Origin of the sequence: Asaia prunellae JCM 25354 (assembly GCF_000613885.1) — a bacterium.
GTDB classification, from domain to species: Bacteria; Pseudomonadota; Alphaproteobacteria; order Acetobacterales; family Acetobacteraceae; genus Asaia; species Asaia prunellae.
Window position 1 is genome coordinate 72,745 of the sequence record NZ_BAJV01000008.1, and the last position, 22,063, is coordinate 94,807.

The window sequence follows — 22,063 nt, forward strand, 5'->3', positions numbered from 1 at the left end:
ATTTGCCAGAGCCTCCGCACACCCGACCGTTCAGAAAAGAAAGCTTTTCAGAAAATCCTTGAAAACCCGGCCCGCTGCAACTCAGCCACAGCGCCCAGAGCACTCGGTGTGACAATTGCCCGGGGATCAAGAGCATTGGTCAGTTCGGCAGCAAGCTGTTCCTGGGTCAGTCCGGCAGGTCCGGCACCAAGAGCAATCAGCCGACCGGCATGTGCCCAGACTGCATTGTGGCAGGCCAGAAATACCACACCGCGCGCCTGAAGCGCAGGAATGCTGCGCCCCGCAGCTCCGTAAACGCCCTCCTCATCCTGATGATGACGTGATGTACCTGCCGGAGTCTGATGCAAGGAAGCGGCATTCTGACCAGGCGTCACGAGACGTGCGAGATTGAAATGTGCCCAGGACGCTTCGTTATAGAGTGCAAGCTGGGCTTCACCCCACAAGCCCATGACCAGCAGGGCGTCGGGATGTACGAAAGAAAAGACTTCTGCATTGAGCAGATTCTGAGCCTCGACTGCCCATTTTCCCTCAAGGGACGTGCCCGTACCCAGCATTTTCTGAGCACCACGATAGGTCAGTAAGGCGTCAAAAGCGACATCATCCCAAAGATCGGGGTGATCAAGCAAACGCGGCAGTGTCCTGAATGCGCGCCTGCGCGGCAGGACCGCAAGCTGGCGGCTCAGGGCAGATAGTCCGCTTTGTGGCTGTGGTGAGGGTGTCAGCGTCGCAGCTGCAAAACCCTCAAGCGGCATAGCCGCACCAAGCCCGAGCGCGGTCAGAAGAATCCTGCGGCGATCAACTGTCATCAGAGCTCAACCTGTTCATCATCTTCGACGAGACGACGCGGATCGAGTGTACGCCAGTCGCGCTCCATAGGGGTCGCGGGTGTGGCCGCGAAATCTTCAAGTTCCGAGGCCGATTTCCACCCATCGTCACCGGCTTCGACCACAATCGCATCTTCTCCGAACGAGAACCAGGATTCCAGCACCTCGCGACCGACAGCGCCGCCTACCCTGCATCGCTCAACGCTGTCACGCACATAAGCGCGCGCATAGGCATTGGCGTGGGCAAGATCCTGAAAGTCCTTGACCTCTTCAACGATCCCTTCTTCCGCACCACCCGAATTATCAAGAATACGGACAAACCAGCCGCGATCGGGCTCTGCTTCAGAACTGCTCACGCTTCGCTCTCCTTCGTTTTGGCGACAACTTTCTGCAGGAGAAACTCTCGTCCGACTTTCACCCGCTTTTCGCCGTCGTAAGCAACGATATCGGCGGTTGCATAGGTTTCGTTCCATTTGACAGGAATGAAAGATCCCGTACCAACGACATCAAGAGGCGCATGCGAGTCACGCATGGTCATGCATTTCTCGAGACCGAAGCCGGACGAGACGATGATCTTTACCTCAGGGAATCCGGCTTCGTTGAGCGATTCACGCATCCACCAGATTGCCGCAGCCGAAACACCTGTTCCCACCAGATCTTTCAGCTCATGATCGGAACGATAACGCCTGATCGTACCCGGTGTATGGCGTTCCAGAACCCCGTAGGATGACTGGGGATCAAGCCCTTCAATGAAACGCCCGCCATGGGTATCCAGGCGCACGCTGATACGCCCCTGTGCTGCCAGCTCAGGAAAGCGCCGGCAGACAGCCAGGCGTCGGTAATCTCCTGCCCGAAATAATCAACCAGCACCACCAGCGGATCCTGGGGATAGACCTCATGGTACATCTCAGCCGCACGCAGGGTCGAACCCGCATAGCCGATCAGTGCATGAGGCATGGTGCCAAGACCACGTTCGCAGCCAAAGAACGGGGCGGTTATATCATTGGCAGAGCCTATGAAGCCTCTGGCCCCCTCACGCTGTGCAGCGCGCGAACCGACAGAGGCTGCATAACCCATGATTTCCTGCATTTCGAACCCGGCGCAGTGACGGGCTTCCATCGCCATGAAGGCGGCGTCAGGCAGGGCGAGAGCCATCTGATAGGCGTTATGAGCCGCTACGCAGGCAGAGCCCAGCTTCTGAAGCAGCAAGGTTTCCAGAGGGGCCATACGTGTAAAGGGGCCGGTCAGGTAAAGCAGCGGTTCGCCTGCACCAACCCAGCTGCCTTCGGGCGTGACAATATCGATCCTGACCGAAAAACCCTGTTCGCGCGCAACATTTTCAAGCCATGCGATCATCAGCCCATGGGCAGCAATAACAGGTCTGCGAATGAAGATTGCGTAAGTGACTTCACATTCGCCAAAATGCGAGACAATGGCCTGAGTGCGATTGAAATAGGCGTCGGTACGCGCCGCGATCTCGCTCTGGTTCAGAGCGAGTTTCGGGCTGAGGGCAGCGCCTATGGCGGCGCGTTCCTCATCAGCCACGCTGCGGCTCATCCCCTGAGTACTCCATGATCGCGGAAGTGACCTGTCAGTTCCTCGGCGAGAAGAAAGGCCATTTCAAGAGACTGTTCGGCATTGAGGCGCGGATCGCAGAAAGTCTCGTAACGTCCTGCCAGATCGGCCTCGGTGAGGCACTGGGCACCGCCCACACATTCGGTCACGTCTTGACCCGTCATCTCGATATGAATGCCACCAGGACGTAGCCCGGCCTGCTGGAAGACGGAAAAGAAACCCTTCACTTCATTCAGAATGGAGTCAAAAGAGCGCGTCTTGACCTTGTCTGCCGTGCTGATGGTGTTGCCATGCATCGGATCGCACAACCATGTGACGGTGCGGCCACTCGCCTGAACCTTGTCGAGCAGGGGCGGAAGGAAATCACCCACCTTGCTGGCCCCCATACGCGAGATAAGGGTGATACGTCCGGCTTCATCCCGTGGATTGAGGATATCAAGCAGCTTCTCAAGATCATCAAGCGTGGTGGTCGGGCCAACCTTGATGCCGATCGGATTGCCGACGCCACGCAGGAACTCGACATGGGCGCCATCAGGCTGGCGCGTACGATCGCCGATCCACAGGAAATGTGCAGAGCAATCGTACCAGTTCTCGCTCAGACTATCGATACGTGTAAGCGCCTGCTCATAAGGCAGGAGCAACGCTTCATGCGAGGTATAGAATTCTGTCTCGTTGATCTGGGGTGCGCTCTGATTGAAACCGCAGGCGCCCATGAAAGACAGGGTTTCATCAATACGCTGTGCCAGATCCTGATAACGCTCTGCCAGAGGCGAACGCTTGACAAAGCCCAGATTCCAGCGATGCACCTCGTGCAGGTTGGCATAACCGCCTGAGGCAAAGGCGCGCAGCAGGTTCATGACACCAGCCGACTGGAAATACCCCGTTTCCATGCGCGCCGGGTCGGGAATGCGCGCAGCTTCAGTAAATTCAGGCCCATTGATGATGTCACCACGATAGCATGGCAGCGTCACACCATCCTGCGTCTCGGTATCGGATGAGCGCGGCTTGGCATATTGCCCGGCCATACGACCAATCTTGATGACCGGCACCTTGGCACCAAAGGTCAGGACAACTGCCATCTGCAACAACACACGAAACGTGTCGCGCACGATATCGGCCGTGAACTCGTTGAAACTCTCGGCACAGGCCCCGCCCTGCAATACAAACGCCTCACCGCGAGCTGCCTTGGCAAGCTGGCTTTTCAGACGCCGCGTCTCGCCCGCAAACACCAGTGGCGGATATCGCCGCAGACGGGCTTCGACTGAGTCGAGCGCGGCTGCATCCAGATATTGAGGCGCCTGGCGAATGGGGTGCGACCGCCAGCTCGACGGCGTCCAGCCGGCGTTCAGGGCGGGTTCGCGGTTCGGGTGCATGAGTGCGTCTTCCTTCAGACAGAAAAGAGGGTGACCAGTATGAAGCGGATTAATCGTGCCGCCTAGGGCCTATCCGGGACGGTCACACGACGGAAGGTCAGATTCCAGCGATAGACACCGGTCAGAGGATGCTCATCCGCAGGAAGTGGCGCCACGCCATGATAAAAAAGACGCGACCTCCCTCCCCATACAACCACATCGCCACTGAGCAGGCGCAGCTTCCTGACGGGGGTATCGCGCTTGGCGCCACCAAACAGGAAATAGGCCCCGACACCGAGAGAAACAGAGACGATCGGATTATTCAGCGCCGTCTCATCGCGGTCCTGATGCAACCCCATCCGGGCACCAGCTGCATATCGATTGATGAGACAGGCTTGTGGGCGGAACGCTGCATAGCCTGCCCTTGCCGCCATCTCCTCCGCAAATGTGATCCATCCTCCGGGAATAGAAGGCCATAAGGCGCCCGTGACTGGATCCCGGGATTCGTAGCGATAGCCTGATGCGTCAGAGAGCCAGCCCAGATTGCCACAATTTGTCATCTCTACCGAGAACCGCCTTCCGCCCGGAGTTGAAAGACGGCGAAGCGGGGCTGAGGCAATGATCTGCCTTATCTCCACCATCATCCTTTCCTGTCGCGATATCGCAACGCCCGGCAGGAAAATGGCACCTGGCGCCAAGGTCTCCGGCCCTCTGAGCGGGCCAAGCAGGTCATCCATCATAAAACCCTCTTGCCGCCTCCAGCCTCACCGCTTACTTGACGTTCTATCAGCGCCAGAGATCGGGCTTATTTCCGAATTGGCAACCACCGTCCCTCTACGTCATTTGTAACGGGACGAAACTGCAAGGGAATGCTTCGATGGCAAAGCTCCGACGCGGCGCTTTTCTGGCCGCTACACTTCTGGTTCTGCCGGCAGGAACGGCCTGGGCCCAGTTCACGGGACAGAATGCCCCGAGCGATGCTCATGCGCCCCAGGCAAGCACCAATGATACCGGTGTGGAGTATCGTGGCAAAGGGGAACACCTGACCGCCAAGGGACGCCATTCGCTCCCACCCGGTTATCAGGAAACGCCAAGCACCGAATTCAATCACGGTCCGGATCCGGACCATGCCGACAACATTCAGCGTGATGCCGTAACCGGCGCTGATCTCAGCAAGTTCGGGACAGCGTATTCGAACAGCAGCCCGGTTCAGAGTGGCCAGCTTGGTGATGCGACCGGTAATGGCTGGGTAGCCCCACGCTAACCCTTAACTCCAGGGCACCTATAGCGCCCTGGATCAGGTGAGCAATTTACCTTCCGATTGAAGACGGTGCCTGAGTCAGAATGACAGGGTAAACTGCCCCTGAAGGGTAAGGGCGTCAGCATAAAGACGGGAGACGACAGGATGGGTCGTGTAGCTTGTCGTCCCTACAAAATAGATTCCTCGATGAAGATGAGCCGCGTAAGCGATCGAGGAGGTCGTGCTGTGATCGAATTTTCGGGGCGAGAACTGTTGCAGGTTCTGCTGCGCGGCTGAGCCGATCTTGTTATAGGTGAATCCGATCGACAGCATGTCTTTTTCATGCCCGCGAAACGGTCCAAGTGAGTAGATCGTCGCAGCATAATCATCCGTAAAGACATTGCTGGTACGATCCGCATGATCGGTCTTCAGATCAATATACCATCCCAGATAAGGAATCGCCGGATTGGTCTGGATCAGCTGCTGATCAAAAACGACATAGAATGCCGAGTTGGAATGGCCAAAAGCGCGTTTACGGTAATCATAATAGGATGAACTGTTATAAATGCCCCCGGCGCGCAGCCATGTCATGAGCTTCCCTTTGGAGGGACGCTGCCTGAAGCCGATTTCATCGACATAGATTGGCCGCGCACCATTGACGCGAAAATTCACACCAGAGGGATTTGCACGTGAGTCCGCGCCGAAACCGTCCGGACTCTGGCTACGGGCAAAGCCGAAATGGTTATAAAAGCGCCTGTCATGCGCATACATGCGGATATCAAGCCCCGGAGTCGGCATATACATCGACATACCAACCTGATTTGGAATGATACTGGTCGGGCCCAGAGCGGTCGAGGCTGTGCTTGTTCCCAGGAAAAGACCGTAAAACTGCCCCAGAAGACCATAATACCCGTATTGTGCAGTGATACGACCGTTGAAGAACGTCTGGAAAATCGTTGCCTGACTGAGAGCCGTCCCCCGTATCCCTGCACCGGGATAGGCGGTCTGCCAGTTATTCATCGAGAGAGTAAGCTGTGAGCCTTTATTGAGCCCGACACGCTCCATATCATAGGTCATGTTCAGCCAGAGATTACCTGAAAAATTGGGACTCTGGCCGTTATAGGCCTGTGGCTTACCCTGATGTCCGAGAACATCATAGATCTCTCCGAAAGAGTAATATCCCTCGAAAAGAATACCTTTACTGGCCAGTTTGTCGCGAAGACCGAACTGATCCGGAAAAAGCGTATCACATGTGGTAATGATCGGTGACTCGGATCCCTTGGTGATCATCTTGTCATAGTCGTGACACCGATCATCGATCTTTACAGCAGCTCTCTGGGCATCGAGAGAAGGCAAATTGGTGTAATTGGTTTCCTGCGCTGCCGCAGAACCAATGCCGCCACAGACCATGACAGCCAGCAGCCCGGAGCCAAGGGTCAATCGCCTTTCAGCGATTGCCCTTCTGCCCTTGGGAAAGGGAGAAACACGCATGAGCCCTCCCCTCACTCTGCGTCGATTGAGAGACTGGCTGAAGGGCCGGTCTGGTCTGCAGCATTTTGAGCGAAAACAAAGCGATAGGTGCCTGCAGACTGTTTCCAGTTTTTCTGGGCCACGTCATAGCGCGCCGTCGCATAGGGAGAGAGAGGAACGTCAACTATACGGCTCTCACCGGGAGCAAGGGTAACACGACCATATCCGGCCAGACGCAGCGGGGTGCCGTCAGGAGCGTGGGCATAAATCTGGACGATATCATCACCAACCCGCTTGCCGGTATTCGTGACTTTCGCATGCGCGACCGCTGTCTTGCCGCTCATTGAAACGGTAAGTCCGTCATGCGAGAACTGCGTGTAGCTCAATCCGAAACCGAAAGGAAAAGCCGGCGCGATTTTACGCTCGGCAAACCAGCGATAACCGACATTCGCACCTTCAATATTCAGGTCATAGTTCTTGAGGTAAGCAATATTGGATTTGTCGAAAGGAAACGCTCCGGCATGATGCCCCGCACCAGGCAGTTCCGGCCGGGGGAGATCGGTCAGGGCTTTGGGCCATGTGGTCGTGAGACGGCCTGAGGGGGCCACTTTACCGCTCAGCAGATTGGCAATTGCTTCTCCGCCTGCAGACCCGGGATACCAGGCTTCAAGCACTGCCCCCACCTTGCCGAACCAGGGCATGACCACAGGATTACCTGTCTCCAGAACGACCACGCTTTTCCGGTTAGCCTGCGCCACAGCCTCAATAAGAGCGTTATCGGCCTCTGTCAGTTCGAGATCGGGCGCATCCAGGCTTTCTCCCTGCCATTTGGTAACGAAGACAACAACGGCGTCTGCCTTCTGTGCCAATTCGGCAACCTCCCGGGGATTTTCACCCGAATTGAAGACGATTTTTGCGCCTGGCATCGCCTTGCGCAGCGCATCCAGAGGCGGGTTGGGTTCGAAGACAATCGGGTGGGGCATTGTCTCGAGACTGGGCTGTACCGGATCGATAACAGCGCTGCCACCACGCGGCAGGACAGCAGAGCTGCCTCCGCCGGCAATCACCCCCTTGTCTGCATGCCCCCCAACGACCAGGATCTTCTTGACTGACGCAAGTGGCAAAGTCGCATTTTCGTTGCGCAGAAGGACGGCCCCCTCTTCCTCGATACGACGCGCAACAGCCATATGGGCAGCAATTTCTGCATCCCCCTCCGCCGGGCGAGCCTGATCGTCAAAAACGCCATTAGCGATCATTGCCGTGAGAATATGACGGACCTTGGTATCGAGAACTTTCTCACCCTCAGGGCGATTGGCCATTTTGCGCATGGCATCAATAAATTTCGGCCCGCGATCGAGGGTCGAGGCGGAATCCTGATCCAGACCCGCAGTCACGGCGGCAGCACCATCAGAGAGCGCCCCCCAGTCACTCATGACGAAACCGTCATACCCCCACTCACCACGCAGGACATCCGTCAGAAGATAAGGATTCTGGCAGGCATAGACCGCATTGACCTTGTTATAGGAGCACATGATGCTCCCTGGCTTTCCTTCCTCGACCGCGATCCTGAAAGCAAGGAGATCGGATTCCTGCATCGCAGGGACCGACATATCCATACTGCTCATCATGCGGCCGGTCTCATAGGAGTTCACCGCATAATGCTTGATCGTGGAAATGACGTGCTGGCTCTGCACGCCTGCAACCTCAGCGGCGGCAATCTGCCCGGCAAGAATGGGATCCTCTCCCATATATTCAAAATTTCTTCCGTTACGGGGATCGCGTACGAGGTCCATGCCTCCCGCAAGCAGAACATTGAACCCACGATGCTTGGCTTCGGCACCGATCATCGCACCTCCCTCCCGCGCCAACTGAAGGTCGAACGCGCCTGATTGCGCCTGACCGGCAGGAAGAGCCGTTGCACCATCACCTGGGCGCGCATTCACAGGATTGGTCACACCGAGCCCGGCATCGCTGATCTGCAAAGCTGGCACGCCAAGACGGCCGATCGCCGCGACATAGGCTGCTGATCCGATTGCTCCCGCTGGCTTTTTGTAATTTCCGAACTCCATGGCAAGCTCGCTTGTCACAAGCGAGAGTTTTTCAGCCTTCGTCATGCGCTGCATCAGCGCAGCGACACGATCCTGAGTCGAAGCTGAGCGATCCTGCCATGGCGCCGGGGCTGCCACAGCCAGAGAACCTGTCAGAAAGGCTGCCATACCAATGGCCAGAACGAGATGCTTTTTGCGCACAGGATAGGTCGAAGACATTTTCTTGTCCTTTATTCGAATAAACAGGGGGTCCCGATTTAAAGTATTCGGAAGTTCTAGCGCCCGATTGCGCGCAATTTCGCGCCGCTATTGAGTTTCTGTTCGATAGATTCGAGAGAAACGCCGCGAGTTTCGGGAACAAAGAAGAGCGTAAAGCCAATGAAGAGCGCGTTGAGCCCGGCATAAAGCCAGAAAGTATGCGAGGCACCGAGGCTGCCCAGAAGGGTCAGGAATGTTGCTCCGACTGCCATATTCGCGATCCAGTTCGTGAAAGTGGAGCAGGCAACACCAAAATCACGCCCTTCAAGCGGCTGGACCTCTGCACAGAGGATCCAGATCAGCGGGCCCGCAGAGAAGGCAAAGCCCGTAATGAAAAGCAGCAGAACCGCAACCGAAAGGTAATGCATTGCGGTGCCTGAATCGCTTCCGACGGACAGAAGGATAGCAAGAGCCCCCATTCCGAGCGCCATAATGGCGAACCCGGCAATCAGCATGGGACGTCGACCCCAGCGATCGACAAAACTGATTGCAATAAAGGTCGCCAGCATGTTCACGAGGCCGACAATTGCCGTTCCCCACATCTGGCCATCCTGACCGAAACCCGCGACCTCGAAAATGCGCGGGGCATAATACATGACGACATTGATGCCGGTCAGCTGCTGGACAATCTGCAATCCGATACCGAGAAAAACCGAGCGGCGGAAATTCGGATTTTCAAGAAACATCGAGAAACCACGCTGCTTCTGTTTCAGCCTGTCCTGTATCTCGCCGATTTCCTTCTCAGCCTCTGCACGCGAAGGACGAAGGCTTGCAAGCGTTTCAAGCGCCTCGTCATGACGCCCACGCAGCATCAGCCAGCGCGGGCTGTCAGGCAGAAACAACGAGCCCAGCATGAAGACCGCCCCTGGCACGGCGACAATTCCCAGCATCCAGCGCCAGGCGCCGTAATAGGAAAAAACCGCATCCGATACGAAAGCGAGCAGAATACCGATCGTAATCATCAGCTGGTAAACCGAAATCAGACTTCCGCGATGCTGCTCATCTGCCACTTCTGAAATATAAAGTGGTGCAACAAAGCTTGCGATACCAATAGCAAGACCAAGCAGAGCACGGGCCACAATCAGAACTGTGATACCCTGCGCAACAACGCAAAGCATGGCACCAAGCATAAAAAGAACAGCACTCAGTATAAGTGATTTCTTTCGACCAAAACGATAGGAGAGCTGTCCGGCACAAAGCGCCCCGATTGCCGCTCCGAACATCATGGAAGAAACAATCCATTCCTGAGCGACATCTCCTGCATGGAACTCTTTTGCAATAAAACCAAGAGCTCCAGAAATAACGCCAATATCAAGACCAAACATAAGACCAGCTACAGCGGCAAGAATTGCTGCAAGCAACATCTTTCCGACCATTGGTATCTTTTTTTCTCTTTCTATTTCATATGACGTGTAGCTCATTACTTTTTCTGAAGCCCCATCGCTAACATTTATCTAACAAAATCTCGTAACATGTATCATTTTTAATGAGATAGTTCAAAGGATGGATAATTGGAGTCACATAATCGCGACTATTTTGTCGCTGGTTTTTATTTGTAAAAATTCTTCTATAAAAACAAATGCCTAGTTAATTTTTATATAGTCACATTTTTTTCTGATTGAGACGTCAAAAATTACAGAATACGATTCTGTAAATGACTACCAGCATATTTTATTTTGATAAATTATCTCAGAGAGGGACGATTACCCATCCCATGCTCAAGCATCCTGTTTCAGGGCACTGACGTCAGAAAATAATATTTTTACCAATAATATTTGTAATTTCGTATATACATATTATACAAATTCATATTTTACTATGATCTATATTTGTTTATATAATAAATATAAGATATCTGTTTGTAACCAGATTGACCCGATACATCTGTTCCCTTTCCGACAAAGCCTTGCCGGCAAGACAGGACTGTCAGGAAATCTGCGCAACCCTGGCAAATCTTTGAATGATGCGCTTTTAACCAGACGGGAACTCCCCTGTTTCAGGTCTGTTCTGGCCTAAGACCTCTTATCTGCCTGAAAAGGACACGACCATGTCTTATCTGACATTACGTGACGGTAATACTCTTCATTACAAGGATATGGGCGCCGGACGGCCGGTATTGCTGGTCCATGGATGGCCACTGACCGGCGATATGTGGGAATACCAGACTCTGGCCCTGCTCGAAGCTGGCTATCGCGTGATCACCTATGATCGTCGTGGATTCGGCCAGTCCAGCCATCCCTTTGGTGGCTATGATTATGAGACGCTTACCGCAGATCTTGCCGAGCTGATCGATCATCTCGACCTGACCGATCTTACCCTGATCGGGTTCTCGATGGGCGGTGGAGAGGTGACACGCTATGTCAGCCGTTTTGGCCCGACGCGTCTTGCCGGTGTCGGTCTGATCGCGTCTGTCGTACCGTTCCTGCTCCAGACAGATGACAATCCCGATGGTGTACCGGTCGATGTGTTTGCCGAATTCAAGGCACAGATACGTCGCGACCGCTTTCACTTTCTGGCCGAATTCCTGAAGGGTTTCTACGGCGTCAGCCTGATCCGCAAGCCGGTCAGTCAGGCATTGATTGACTGGAGCTTCACGCTTGGCATTATGGCCAGCCCGAACGCAACGCTGGACTGTATCGACAGCTTCAGCCGTACCGATTTCCGCCCGGATCTGGCTGCGCTGACCCTCCCGGTTCTGGTGGTCCATGGCACCGGCGACAAGACAGTGCCCTACGAGCTGACCGGCAAGCGTGTGAGCGAGCGGCTGCCCCATGCGCGCTATGTTGAATACGACAGCGCACCGCATGGTCTGTTCGCGACCGATGCCGAAGCCCTGAACCGCGATCTGCTCAGCTTCCTGAGCAGCACGAAACTCTGACTGTGCTCCCCGGCCCTTTGCGGGCCGGGGACTGCCTCAGGATGCGCGGCTGACCTGACGGGTCGGACTGCGCATGGTTACAAACTCCTCAGCCGTAGTCGGATGAATGCCGATCGTGCGATCAAAATCACGCTTGGTCAGCCCGGCCGTAACGGCGATTGCCACGCCCTGCATGAGTTCTGCCGCGGCATCGCCCATCATGTGTGCACCGACCACTTTCTGGCTATCACGCTCGACGATCAACTTCATGAACGCCTTGCGGTCACGCCCGATCAATGTCTGGCGCAGCGGGCGGAAGGACGCCGTAAACACATCCAGATCAGCCTGTTTCGCGGCTTCCTCTTCCGTCAGTCCTACACTTGCGAGTGTCTCGGAGAAGAACACAGCCTTGGGCGTGGTGTCGTAAGCCCAGTCACGAGGCGCGTGCTTCGAGAACAAGCGTTCGGCAAGCGTATGACCCTCGGCTATGGCCACCGGGGTCAGGTTGATCCGGTCGGTGACATCGCCGATGGCATAGATATCCGGCACAGAGCTGGTCGATTGCGCATCGACCACCACGGCCCCCTTCTCGGTTTTGACACCGAGCGCATCAAGACCCAGACCGTCGATATTGGCTTGCGCCCCGTTGCGAAGAACACGCAATCGGTTTCGACCTGCGTCCCATTGGACAACACGACCTGACGGGCGCCGCCCTTGAGGGCCTCGATCTTTTCGGGCGAGACACCAGCATGAACGGTGATGCCATGCTTGGGCAGGGCCTCGAGCAGTTTCTGACGCAACTCCTGGTCGAAACCGCGCAAAGGCAGATCCTGACGGAAAACAAGATCGACCTTTGAGCCGAGTCCTGCAAAAATACCGGCAAATTCGACGCCGATATAGCCGCCGCCGATAATACAGACACGCTCGGGCCGTTCGGTCAGATGAAATGCCTCATCGGAGATGATCCCGAGTTCTGCTCCGTCGATGGGCGGGCGCACGGGGCGACCGCCGGTCGCAATGACGATCTTCTCGGCCGTCACGCGCTGCGGCGTCGCCTGTTCGTCGAGCGGGCCCGGGCCGATCTCGACTGTATGAGCGTCGATCATCCTTGCCCGACCGGTAAAAAGGCCGATCCCTGCCTTGTCGAGCATGGATTTGTAGATCCCGTCGAGACGCTCGATTTCCTTGTCCTTGGCTGCGATAAAGCGGGGCCAGTCATGCGCGCCGATCGTGACATCCCAGCCATAGGCACGGGCGTCGTCAGCGGCCTCAGCCCCTTCTGATGCATAGACCATCAGCTTCTTGGGAACGCAGCCGAGATTGACGCAGGTGCCTCCCCAATGGCGGCTTTCGGCAATACCGACACGGGCACCGTTTTGTGCGGCGATACGGGCGCAGCGCACACCGCCCGACCCGGCCCCTATGACGAAAAGATCGAAATCCGGCATATGACTTGTCTCCAAAAGAAAACGCGGCCGGAAGAACTCCCGGCCGCGCATATCATAATCACTACTGTGTCCTGCGCCCCTACAGAACGGGCGTAGCAGGCTCAGCGTTCCGCAAAAGCCTTTTCGACAACATAAGAGCCTGCTTGCTCATATTGCCTTCTTCAAAGCCCATAGAAACGAGCAGCTTTTCAGTATCAGCCAGCATTTCGGGCGAACCGCAGATCATCACACGGTCATGCTCTGGATCGAGCTTCGGCAGGCCGAGATCTGCAAAGATTTTACCGTTTTCAATCAGCGTGGTGATGCGGTCGGTCACGGCAAAGTCTTCACGCGTGACGGCCGGGTAGTATTTGAGCTGCTTGGACACAAATTCGCCGAGGAATTCATGGTTCGGCAGGTCGTGGCGGATATGGTTCATATAAGCCAGTTCGCCCGAGATACGTACGGTATGGCTTAGCACCACATTCTCGTAGCGCTCATAGCACTCAGGGTCTTCGATCAGGCTCATGAACGGTGCAAGCCCGGTGCCGGTCGACAGGAAATACAGATTGCGACCCGGGCGCAGATTGTCGAGCAACAACGTACCGACCGGCTTGCGACCGACCAGAACCGTGTCACCCACCTTGACGTGGCGCAGACGCGAGGTCAGCGGGCCGTCTTCCACCGCAATGGAGAAAAATTCCAGCTCTTCCTCATAATTGGCCGAGGCGATGGAATAGGCGCGCAGCAGCGGCTTGCCCTCGACCTCGATGCCGATCATCGTGAACTGGCCGTTCTCGAAGCGCAGCCCAGGGTCGCGCGTGCAGGTGAAGGTGAAAAGGCGGTCGGTCCAGTGATGCACGCTCAGAACCTCGCAGGCCTGAAGGTGACCATATTCCTTGCTCGGCGGCGCCAGGTGATACTGGCCGGGATGGCCCTCGACAGGAAGGAGCCCAGAAAGCGGCTCGGCAATGGTTGGCATCGGCAGTGAGACAGGCGCGTTCATCGGCGTTCTTTCGCAAGGAAGCAGGGGGCGGGCGGTCTGACACCGCCCAAAGTGGCGAAATTTCTAAAACATCCTCTCGCCCTTTGAAAACCCCACAGCCCTGTCTGTTTTAAAATATTACGACGATTTTGGATGCGTCCTTGAGATAAACTGCGAAACATTATCGTGCATTTCATGCAACGCAGGCAGATGCGCATAGACCATATGGCCCGACGCGTATTGCTTGATCTCGATATTCCTGGCGAGCGCACGCGGGATCGGCAGATGGCGCATTTCATACACACCTTCGAAATAAGGCGTACCCAGATCGTAATAGCCCTGGTTCAGCATCACCTGAAGCGCCGGGTTAGCCTTCATCGCCGCTGCCAGATCGGGCAGCACATTTGGCTCGCCACGCGCCTGTCCGCGCTGATCGGGCTGCTTGTGCGTGAAGCTCCATTTGCCGATGCTATGGGCACTGACGCGATATTCCATATACCCATCGCCAAAAGACGGATCGGCACCATAATGCAGCGTCGTATGAGCATAGTCATTGAAGGCCGCCACATAGGCGGATTCCATGGCAGCGGATTGCGGGTCGTATTCGGGTGTCTGGCCCAAAGGATCCATGCTCGGGCCGGAGAAGCGGCTGTCGAGGCGGCCCGTATCCATACCCTGATCGCCAAGCAGCGTCTTGGCGAATTCGCCACCATTGACACGCAGATTGGCCTTGATGATGTACTCGACCGGCAGCCCCGTATAGCGATGCAGCTTCTCGGCTGTCGCTTTCAGCTTGTCGTCACTGATGCTGGTGCCATCCTGCAAGGCCGATGTGTAATCGGTCAGCGCAAAATGCTCGACCTCGGCCAGAAAGGCTTTCAGATCGGTGGGCTGGTCGGGCAGCTTGTGGTGATACCAGGCCGTTGCGGCAAAGCTTGGCAGGCCCAGCACGTAAGGCTGATCGTTGCTCGGATTGTTCTGTGCCCGGTCAATGGAATTGCCGTAATTCAGGATCTGCGAAAGCAGGATGACGCCGTTGAGGTCGATCCCTTTATCCTGGCGCAGCGCATTGGCAATGATGGCCGAGCGCGTCGTGCCATAGCTTTCACCAAAGAGATATTTGGGCGAGTTGAAACGCCCGTGCCGCGACAGGAACTGCGCGATGAAATCGGTAAAGGCTGCGGCATCGGGGTCGGTGCCGTAAAACGCCTTGTCGCGATCCTTGCCGATCACGCGGCCATAGCCGGTGCCGGGCGCGTCGATGAAAACGAGATCGGTCGCATCGAGCAGCGAATCATCGTTATTGACCACCTTGTAAGGGGCGGCAGGTGTCGGCTGATCGTCGACCGTCACAACACGCTTTGGCCCGAGCGCGCCCATGTGCAGCCAGACCGTGGAGGAGCCGGGGCCACCGTTATAGACGAAGGTGATCGGACGGTTTTCGGGATGCGCGCCTTTCTTGAAATAGGCGACATAGAAAACGGACGCGACGGCCTGAGGCGCCTTGGGGTCTGGATTGGCGTCGTCCCATCCGGCGGGATGGATGATAAGCGTGCCGGATTCCGTCTGATACGGAATGGCCTGACCACGAATAGTCACGCTGCCATCGCTCAGCACATGCTGCGGTTTCATCAGGAAAGCAGGGCCCTGTAGCCCACCGGGACCACCATCGGGACCGGGCGGCGGCGGTGGTGGTCCCATATGCGGCGGCATATCCGGCGCGGCGAGGGCTGTGCCCGCGAGAAGAGACGTGAAACCGAGAATGGCAGAAAATTTCGGGACTTGCTTGAACCGCACCATGGGCTCCTTCAGATCGTTACGAAATCGTATAGGAGAACGAAACGCGCGCTTCGACAAGTCTGCCGTTGCAGCAAACCGTGTCATAACGCACAAACGCTCTCATGGATTCTGCACGCTCCCCCGCTGATCACGCTCTTGCCTTGGCCATTGAGGATACCGGCCTTTCTCCTACCCCCAAGGAGGAGCCTCGCCTTCTCAAACTGATCGCCCGCAACCTTGTGCCGGGGGCCGAGCGTATCCTGCCTTCGGAATATGAACGTCTGCTCTGCGACGTCCGCCGCAAGGACTGGGCAGCCCAGCTCATGAATGCCACCCGCCGCGCGGGTGAACTCTGGATCAGCAAGGCGGATATTCTCGATGCGGTGGGTCGTGTGCATGATCCGCGTGCCGGTCTCGATCTGTTACGAAACACGCTCAATGACACCCTGGCAGGCCGTCTGCGCGAAATGGGCCATACACCGCGCGACGTGCTTGAAGCGGTACAGGCCGATCTGAGCGATGCCGGAACCTTCCTTTCCGGCGGGCAGATTGATCGTCTGGCGCAGATTGTCGCCTCTGCCTTTGGTGTCGAGGATACGGGTTTCGAAGCCGAGCTGATCGCCAGCGAGAAAGCCCGGCGTGAGGAAGAAGAACGGATCGAAGCGCGCGCGGAAGCCCGGCGCAAACGCGAGAACGAACGGCTCAAAGCCTGGGAAGAGAGCCTTGTAGGCTTCGATCAGGTGCCTGCCATTCTGCATTGTACTCCGCGTGAGGCGCTGCGCTGGATAGCCGAGAACCGTCTGCCGGTTACCCGTCGCACACCACAGCCTGACGGTACCGAGAAGTTCGAGTTCGATCCCGAGATTCTCAAGCGCCTGCGTGCGCAGCTTGCGGAATGGCGCGGTGGCGCGCGCGGCACCCCTGCCTCACGGGCCGCAAGGTCGGTAATGCCGTCATTGCACGCGTGGCAGCTCTTGATCGTTATGTGGCGCATTTTCGCACGGCGCGCTCACTCAAGCGACGCATCACGCTGGTGACGGGGCCAACCAACTCGGGCAAATCCTATACCGCGCTGAATGCATTGGCCAATGCAGAGAGCGGTCTAGCCCTCGCCCCGCTACGCCTTCTGGCACATGAGTTTCGCGAATCGCTGCTTTCCCGCGGGGTACCAGCCTCCTTGGCTACTGGCGAAGAACGCATCGATTTTCCCGGGGCGCGCCATCTGGCGGCGACCGTCGAGATGTGCCCATTTCACAACCCCGTCGATGTCGCTCTGATCGACGAGGCGCAGATGCTGATGGACCCCGACCGTGGCGCTGCCTGGACGGCGGCGATCATGGGCGTTCCGGCCCGTCATCTCTATATTCTGGGCGCACCGGATTGCATTCCTCTCATCCGGCGCATTGCGGAACTCTGCGACGATCCGCTCGACGAAATTACGCTGGAACGCAAGTCGCCCCTGCGTGCCGCCAGCGCTCCGGTCAGGCTGCGCGACCTTGAGGCAGGCGATGCGCTCATTGCCTTCTCGCGTCGTGAAGTGCTTGATCTGCGCGCAGAATTGCTGACTCTCGGCAAACGTGTCGCCGTGGTTTACGGCGCACTCAGCCCGGAAGTCCGTCGTGCCGAGGCCGCACGGTTCAATAATGGCGAAGCAGAAATCCTGGTCGCGACAGACGCCATTGGCATGGGGCTCAATCTGTCGATCAAGCGTGTGGTGTTCAGTGCGCTACGCAAATATGACGGCAAGCAGACCCGTGACCTGACAGCGCAGGAAATCAAGCAGATCGGCGGCCGCGCCGGACGCTACGGCCATCATGAGAACGGTATCGTGGCTGTACTGGGCGAGGCTGGAACGCCTGCGCATATCCGCAAGATGCTGGCCGCACCGCCAGAGCCGATTACCGAGCTGCGCCCGCTCGTCCAGCCGGATTCCGATATCGTGCGTGCCGTGGCCGAGGAAATCGAGACGGATAGTCTTTACGGCGTTCTGGTGCGTATCAAACGCGCCGTTCTGCGCGCCGATGACCCGAATTATCGCCTTGCCGATATGGATCAGGCTTTCGAAATCGCCTCGGCGCTGGAAGGTGTTGAAGGGCTTGGTCTGACGCAACGCTGGGTTTATGCGATGTGCCCGATTGACGAGCGCGATAACGGCATTTCCCGTCTTGTTGGCTGGGCGAGTGACCATGCAGCCGGACGACGCGTACCGCCCCCCGGCACAGGACGGCTCGTTCAGCCCTCACAGGCAGGACGAGAAGAACTGGAGCGCGCCGAGAAACGCCACAAGCGTCTTGTTGCCTGGCGTTGGCTCTCCCTGCGCTTTGCTGATGCCTATACCGACAGGCAAACAGCCGAAGAGAATACGACCGCCCTCAATGACTGGATTGAAGCCGTATTGCGTCAGCAAAGCCGTGAGCGCAAACATCAGAAGCGTGCAGCCCCGGGTCAGAGACCAGGGGGCAAACGCACCTTCAGCAAACGTCAGCCAGAGCGCGACTCACGCTCACCCCATGAAGGGCGTGCCCCGAAGGACCCGAAGACCATGAGAAAACGCAGACCCGGACGGGGATAAGCGCTCGATCTGAAGTTCCGGCTCCGACAGGCGAAGGTCTGCCCCTCAAAGAGGCACCTGCGGCGTTACGACTCGCCTGTCTGCTGTTTTTTTGTGATTTCAGGAAAGTCAATATACTGAAATCACTAGGAATTTTTACCCCCACTCTGGGGGAGAGCAATTTTTTTCGCCAGATTGACGTAAAAAAGTTCTTCCATTCTTCATAAAAACCGGGCTAGCGTTTCCTTGCGGCAACCGAAGTTGCTTCAAATAATTCTTCGAAAATTACTTCGAAGAATGAAGTAAAATACGGCCAACGCGAAACAGTGCGTATCTTGCGCCATGTGAAGAAGGAATACAGATATGTCGTCTGGTCTTTCCGTAAGCACATTATCGTCGAAAACTATGACCTCGATCAGGGTTTTCTTTGCAGATGCCAAATATAACGGGGTTGGCCCACCGTAAAGGTGCGCCTCGGCCCTCCGCCGTTCCTCTCCGGTTAGGAAATGCGCAGGGCCACCTCGGTCTCGGTTTCAGACCTCTTCTGCCTTCCAATGTCTCTTCTTTGTTGATTTACCAATACCGGGGTTCAGACAGTTGCACGGGTCGAGATCCCGGTAGTGGTCAAGTATTTCAGTGCCTGCTTCATACAGATGACCAAGATTATGCTCTGCCGGATATCGCGCGCCGCGTGCAGCAAGCAGCTCCAGCATTTCGTGTTCTACAGCTTCTGCTGATTCACCGGGTTCAAGCACATAATCCTGGTGCATTACGTGACAAAGAAAATGTCCGTAATAGATTTTGTGCTTGATACGGCGACTGATCCTCTCGGGAAGATGTTCGAACCAGTCCGGGTCATTACGACGCAGGGCAATATCCAGCGCCACGATTTCCCCCGCTGTGGAGCCTTTTACAGCACGACAACGCAAGGCAGCACCAGCTGCAGCGAAACGATGCAGAAAGGCACGCTTGCCCTCATCGTCATTACAGGCAAACCAGTCAAATCCATCCTGACCGCTGCTCTCTCCGGTATCGATTTCCTGAAGATGTTTCCTGACTTTTCCGGCAAGATCATGAGAGACGCGTAGCATCAGATGATGCTCGAAACGTTTTCGAAAATCCGCATTTTTTCCGGAATCTGGTCTGGCAAGAGACGTCCGATCTTCTGCATCACACGATCAGTGATATGGGGCGGCAGAAAATTGAAGCCAGACAGATAATTATCAAGCCATGCCTTGGCTGCAAACAATCCCGGGATAGAATTTGTACCCAGATAACGGATAAGTGCCACCGTATCGCGGCCATAGGCTTCTGCAATACGAAAGGCTTCCCGGTGCATGTATTCAGCGGCAATCGGCAATTCGTCATGGGCTGTCAGCAGATAACGGCGAAGAGCTTCGAGCCTGGCTGGGCTATTGGTGCCGATATAGAAGACCTGGCTGTTCTTTTCCGCCGGGAAGGAATCAACACGTACGGCAAAGACAATCAGCTTGCCCGCGCACCCTGAAGCGTCGAACCACCGGGCGCTGTCCTGATTATAACGCGCAGGTGTATCTGCTTCCACATCGCGTACATGGGCAACATAACGATCATCATGCCCCCTTGCATCGGGCCAATCGATCTCGTCAGCTCTCAGGGCCCCGCTTTCCAGGCGGGCAAGGGCCTTGACCGGGTCCTTGTCTAGTCTGATGCCCAGATGATTGACAAGCTCGAGTCTTCCTTCTGCCGTAACCCGACCGAAAAGAGCCATCTCGGTATAGGCAGGACCTCGCTGTACCAACGCCCCGCCTGAATTATTGCTGATCCCTCCAAGCACAGAAGCACCGATACAGGACGAGCCGATTACCGAATGGGGTTCGCGCCCGTAACGTGCCAGTGTGGTCTCCAGTTTGTGCAGGGTGGTGCCTGGCAGGCAGATCACCTGTCTGCCCCCACCGAGCAGATGCATGCCGCGCAAACGCCGGGTACTGATCAGGATAACAGGGCGATCATAACTGTCGCCATCGGGGGTAGAGCCGCCTGTCAGACCTGTATTGGCGGCCTGAACAATCAGGATCTGATCAGCCGCTACGCAAAGCTCGGCAACGCGCCAGAATTCGACCAATGTACGAGGACGGATAACGGCCCGGACCGGACCCGAGCCAAATCTGTACCCTCTAGTATAGGGCGCTGTCGCATGAGGGGCGACCAGCACATGAGGTGTCCCGACGATCTGTCGCAGAAGAACCAGCAGTCTGTCTGCATGCATGGTGGGTTCCGTCAGGCGCATGATCGTCTTCCTTTGCTTCGCGATACCCGTGGCATGATTAGTTCAGGCACCTATCGGGTATTGCCTGCTCCCTCTCGGGGGAACCCTTTTCCTCCAGAAAAAAGCTCCCGTCATCTTACGCCTCGGACAGAAAAATCACGTTGAGGATCGGTCAATACGGCTCAGACCACCCATATAAGGCTGAAGCACCTGAGGAATCTCGACAGTACCTTCTGCCGTCTGACCATTTTCCATGACCGCAATCAGCGTACGACCGACTGCAAGGCCTGATCCGTTGAGCGTATGAACGAAGGCAGGACCGTTTTCACTGCGATAACGTGCGTTCATGCGACGCGCCTGAAAATCGCGCGTGTTCGAACAGGACGAGATCTCACGCCACGCTTTTTGTCCAGGCAGCCAGCCTTCGAGATCAAAGGTTCTGGCTGCACCGAAACCGGTATCACCCGCACAAAGCAGCATACGGCGATAGGGAATATTCAGACGCTCGAGAATACTCTCAGCACAGCGCGTCATGCGTTCATGTTCATCCGCACTTGCCTCCGGTGTCGTGACAGAGACGAGTTCAACCTTGCTGAACTGGTGCTGACGCAACATGCCGCGCACATCACGCCCGGCAGAACCTGCTTCGGAGCGGAAGCAGTTCGACAGCGCCGTCATGCGTATGGGCAGCGTCTTCGCATCAAGTATCTCGCCTGCCACGCTGGCGGTCAGCGGCACTTCTGCCGTTGGAATCAGCCAGCGACCATCAGTCGTCTGGAAGGAGTCCTCAGCAAATTTCGGCAGCTTGTCTGTGCCATACATGGCTGCGTCATTGACAAGCAGCGGTACGATGGTCTCGCTATAGCCAAATTCCCGGGTATGGACGTCAAGCATGAACTGACCCAGCGCACGTTCCAGGCGGGCAAGAGCACCGCGCAGCACGGTAAAGCGGGCGCCAGACAGCTTTGCGGCAGTCGAGAAATCCATCAGACCCAGCTGTTCTCCGAGTTCGAAATGCTGCTTCGGCTCGAAATCGAAAACCGGTACCTCACCCCATTGATGAACGACCTGATTGGCGTCCTCATCGCGCCCTTCGGGCACGGGTATCATCCAGACGGTTGGGAAGGCTTGCAAGGGTCGCGGTGATCTCGCTCTCAATGGCCGAGGCGCTGGCTTCGAGCGCCGCGATGTGGTCACGCAGCTCGACAGCTTTCTGTTCCAGCGCAGTCGTGTCCTGCCCTGTCTTCTTACCCTGGCCAATCTCCTTCGCTAGAATCTTGCGCTGGGCCTGCTGTTCCTGAAGAGCCTGAAGGGCAGCGCGACGCTCCTCATCGCGACGAACCAGATCACCAGCGACGGGCGACAGGCCACGACGGGCCAGAGCAGCATCAAAACCGGTCGGATCGGCGCGAAGGGCGCGCAAGTCATGCATGTGAATTCTATCCCGTC

The 22,063-nt window shown here is 56.5% G+C and carries 10 protein-coding genes and 6 pseudogenes; 3 read left to right on the forward strand and 13 right to left on the reverse strand.

Annotated elements, in window-relative coordinates; translation table 11 throughout:
• Positions 1–47: 47 nt before the first annotated feature.
• The 5 genes and pseudogenes from JCM25354_RS08185 to alkB all read right to left on the reverse strand — a co-directional run bounded on the left by JCM25354_RS08185 (position 48) and on the right by alkB (position 4,491).
• The gene (locus JCM25354_RS08185; RefSeq protein WP_025885655.1) at positions 48–806 is read right to left on the reverse strand and encodes a hypothetical protein; all 759 of its coding nucleotides are present in this window, start codon (positions 804–806) and stop codon (positions 48–50) included.
• Positions 806–1,180: a hypothetical protein gene (locus JCM25354_RS08190; RefSeq protein ID WP_025885656.1), complete on the reverse strand. Its 375-nt coding sequence runs from the start codon at positions 1,178–1,180 to the stop codon at positions 806–808. The genes JCM25354_RS08185 and JCM25354_RS08190 overlap by 1 nt, the downstream gene beginning before the upstream one ends.
• Positions 1,177–2,381 (reverse strand): annotated as a pseudogene (locus JCM25354_RS17610) (nicotinate phosphoribosyltransferase). Before JCM25354_RS17610 ends, JCM25354_RS08190 begins: the two are co-directional and overlap by 4 nt.
• Positions 2,378–3,772, reverse strand: coding sequence for a class II 3-deoxy-7-phosphoheptulonate synthase (locus JCM25354_RS08200; protein WP_025885657.1), 1,395 nt, complete (start codon positions 3,770–3,772; stop codon positions 2,378–2,380). Before JCM25354_RS08200 ends, JCM25354_RS17610 begins: the two are co-directional and overlap by 4 nt.
• 62 nt (positions 3,773–3,834) lie before the next feature.
• Entirely contained in the window at positions 3,835–4,491 is a 657-nt protein-coding gene (gene alkB / locus JCM25354_RS08205; RefSeq protein WP_025885658.1) for a DNA oxidative demethylase AlkB, read from the reverse strand.
• A 137-nt stretch (positions 4,492–4,628) separates the two neighbouring features.
• On the opposite strand from alkB, the gene JCM25354_RS22440 reads away from it, so the two are divergent.
• Positions 4,629–5,015 carry a hypothetical protein gene (locus tag JCM25354_RS22440; protein ID WP_025885659.1) on the forward strand — a complete coding sequence of 129 codons (387 nt, stop codon included), beginning with the start codon at positions 4,629–4,631 and terminating at the stop codon, positions 5,013–5,015.
• 75 nt (positions 5,016–5,090) lie between these two features.
• Here the strand turns inward: JCM25354_RS22440 and JCM25354_RS08215 are convergent, their stop codons facing one another.
• The 3 genes from JCM25354_RS08215 to JCM25354_RS08225 are packed head-to-tail and all read right to left on the reverse strand — an operon-like array spanning position 5,091 to position 10,143.
• Entirely contained in the window at positions 5,091–6,482 is a 1,392-nt protein-coding gene (locus JCM25354_RS08215; RefSeq protein WP_025885660.1) for a carbohydrate porin, read from the reverse strand.
• 11 nt (positions 6,483–6,493) lie between these two features.
• Positions 6,494–8,728: a beta-glucosidase gene (locus tag JCM25354_RS08220; RefSeq protein ID WP_025885661.1), complete on the reverse strand. Its 2,235-nt coding sequence runs from the start codon at positions 8,726–8,728 to the stop codon at positions 6,494–6,496.
• Positions 8,729–8,784: 56 nt separating this feature from the next.
• A complete protein-coding gene (locus tag JCM25354_RS08225; protein ID WP_025885662.1) occupies positions 8,785–10,143 on the reverse strand; it encodes a sugar porter family MFS transporter in 1,359 nt (452 codons plus the stop codon).
• Positions 10,144–10,814: 671 nt separating this feature from the next.
• Between JCM25354_RS08225 and JCM25354_RS08230 the strand changes: the two genes are divergently transcribed.
• Positions 10,815–11,645, forward strand: a complete 831-nt coding sequence (locus JCM25354_RS08230) for an alpha/beta fold hydrolase (protein ID WP_025885663.1) — start codon at positions 10,815–10,817, stop codon at positions 11,643–11,645.
• A 36-nt stretch (positions 11,646–11,681) separates the two neighbouring features.
• On the opposite strand, the pseudogene gorA reads toward JCM25354_RS08230, so the two are convergent.
• From gorA to JCM25354_RS08245, 3 genes and pseudogenes are all read right to left on the reverse strand, one after another.
• A pseudogene (gene gorA, locus JCM25354_RS17615) lies at positions 11,682–13,072 on the reverse strand (glutathione-disulfide reductase).
• A gap of 101 nt (positions 13,073–13,173) precedes the next feature.
• Positions 13,174–14,033, reverse strand: a pseudogene (locus JCM25354_RS17620) (ferredoxin--NADP reductase).
• Between the two features lie 141 nt (positions 14,034–14,174).
• The gene (locus tag JCM25354_RS08245; RefSeq protein WP_035447128.1) at positions 14,175–15,836 is read right to left on the reverse strand and encodes a S10 family peptidase; all 1,662 of its coding nucleotides are present in this window, start codon (positions 15,834–15,836) and stop codon (positions 14,175–14,177) included.
• Positions 15,837–15,937: 101 nt separating this feature from the next.
• Between JCM25354_RS08245 and JCM25354_RS17625 the strand changes: the two are divergent.
• Positions 15,938–18,387, forward strand: a pseudogene (locus tag JCM25354_RS17625) (DEAD/DEAH box helicase).
• 512 nt (positions 18,388–18,899) lie between these two features.
• On the opposite strand, the pseudogene dld reads toward JCM25354_RS17625, so the two are convergent.
• Positions 18,900–20,635 (reverse strand): annotated as a pseudogene (dld, locus tag JCM25354_RS17630) (D-lactate dehydrogenase).
• Between the two features lie 135 nt (positions 20,636–20,770).
• Positions 20,771–22,046 (reverse strand): annotated as a pseudogene (gene serS / locus JCM25354_RS17635) (serine--tRNA ligase).
• Positions 22,047–22,063: the final 17 nt, after the last annotated feature.

What these genes read in the sequence shown, in the direction of transcription:
- JCM25354_RS08185 (WP_025885655.1), bottom strand. Translation starts at nt 806, where the DNA reads ATGACAGTTGATCGCCGCAGGATTCTTCTGACCGCGCTCGGGCTTGGT.
- JCM25354_RS08200 (WP_025885657.1), bottom strand. Translation starts at nt 3,772, where the DNA reads ATGCACCCGAACCGCGAACCCGCCCTGAACGCCGGCTGGACGCCGTCG.
- alkB (WP_025885658.1), bottom strand. Translation starts at nt 4,491, where the DNA reads ATGATGGATGACCTGCTTGGCCCGCTCAGAGGGCCGGAGACCTTGGCG.
- JCM25354_RS22440 (WP_025885659.1), top strand. Translation starts at nt 4,629, where the DNA reads ATGGCAAAGCTCCGACGCGGCGCTTTTCTGGCCGCTACACTTCTGGTT.
- JCM25354_RS08215 (WP_025885660.1), bottom strand. Translation starts at nt 6,482, where the DNA reads ATGCGTGTTTCTCCCTTTCCCAAGGGCAGAAGGGCAATCGCTGAAAGG.
- JCM25354_RS08220 (WP_025885661.1), bottom strand. Translation starts at nt 8,728, where the DNA reads ATGTCTTCGACCTATCCTGTGCGCAAAAAGCATCTCGTTCTGGCCATT.
- JCM25354_RS08225 (WP_025885662.1), bottom strand. Translation starts at nt 10,143, where the DNA reads ATGGTCGGAAAGATGTTGCTTGCAGCAATTCTTGCCGCTGTAGCTGGT.
- JCM25354_RS08230 (WP_025885663.1), top strand. Translation starts at nt 10,815, where the DNA reads ATGTCTTATCTGACATTACGTGACGGTAATACTCTTCATTACAAGGAT.
- JCM25354_RS08245 (WP_035447128.1), bottom strand. Translation starts at nt 15,836, where the DNA reads ATGGTGCGGTTCAAGCAAGTCCCGAAATTTTCTGCCATTCTCGGTTTC.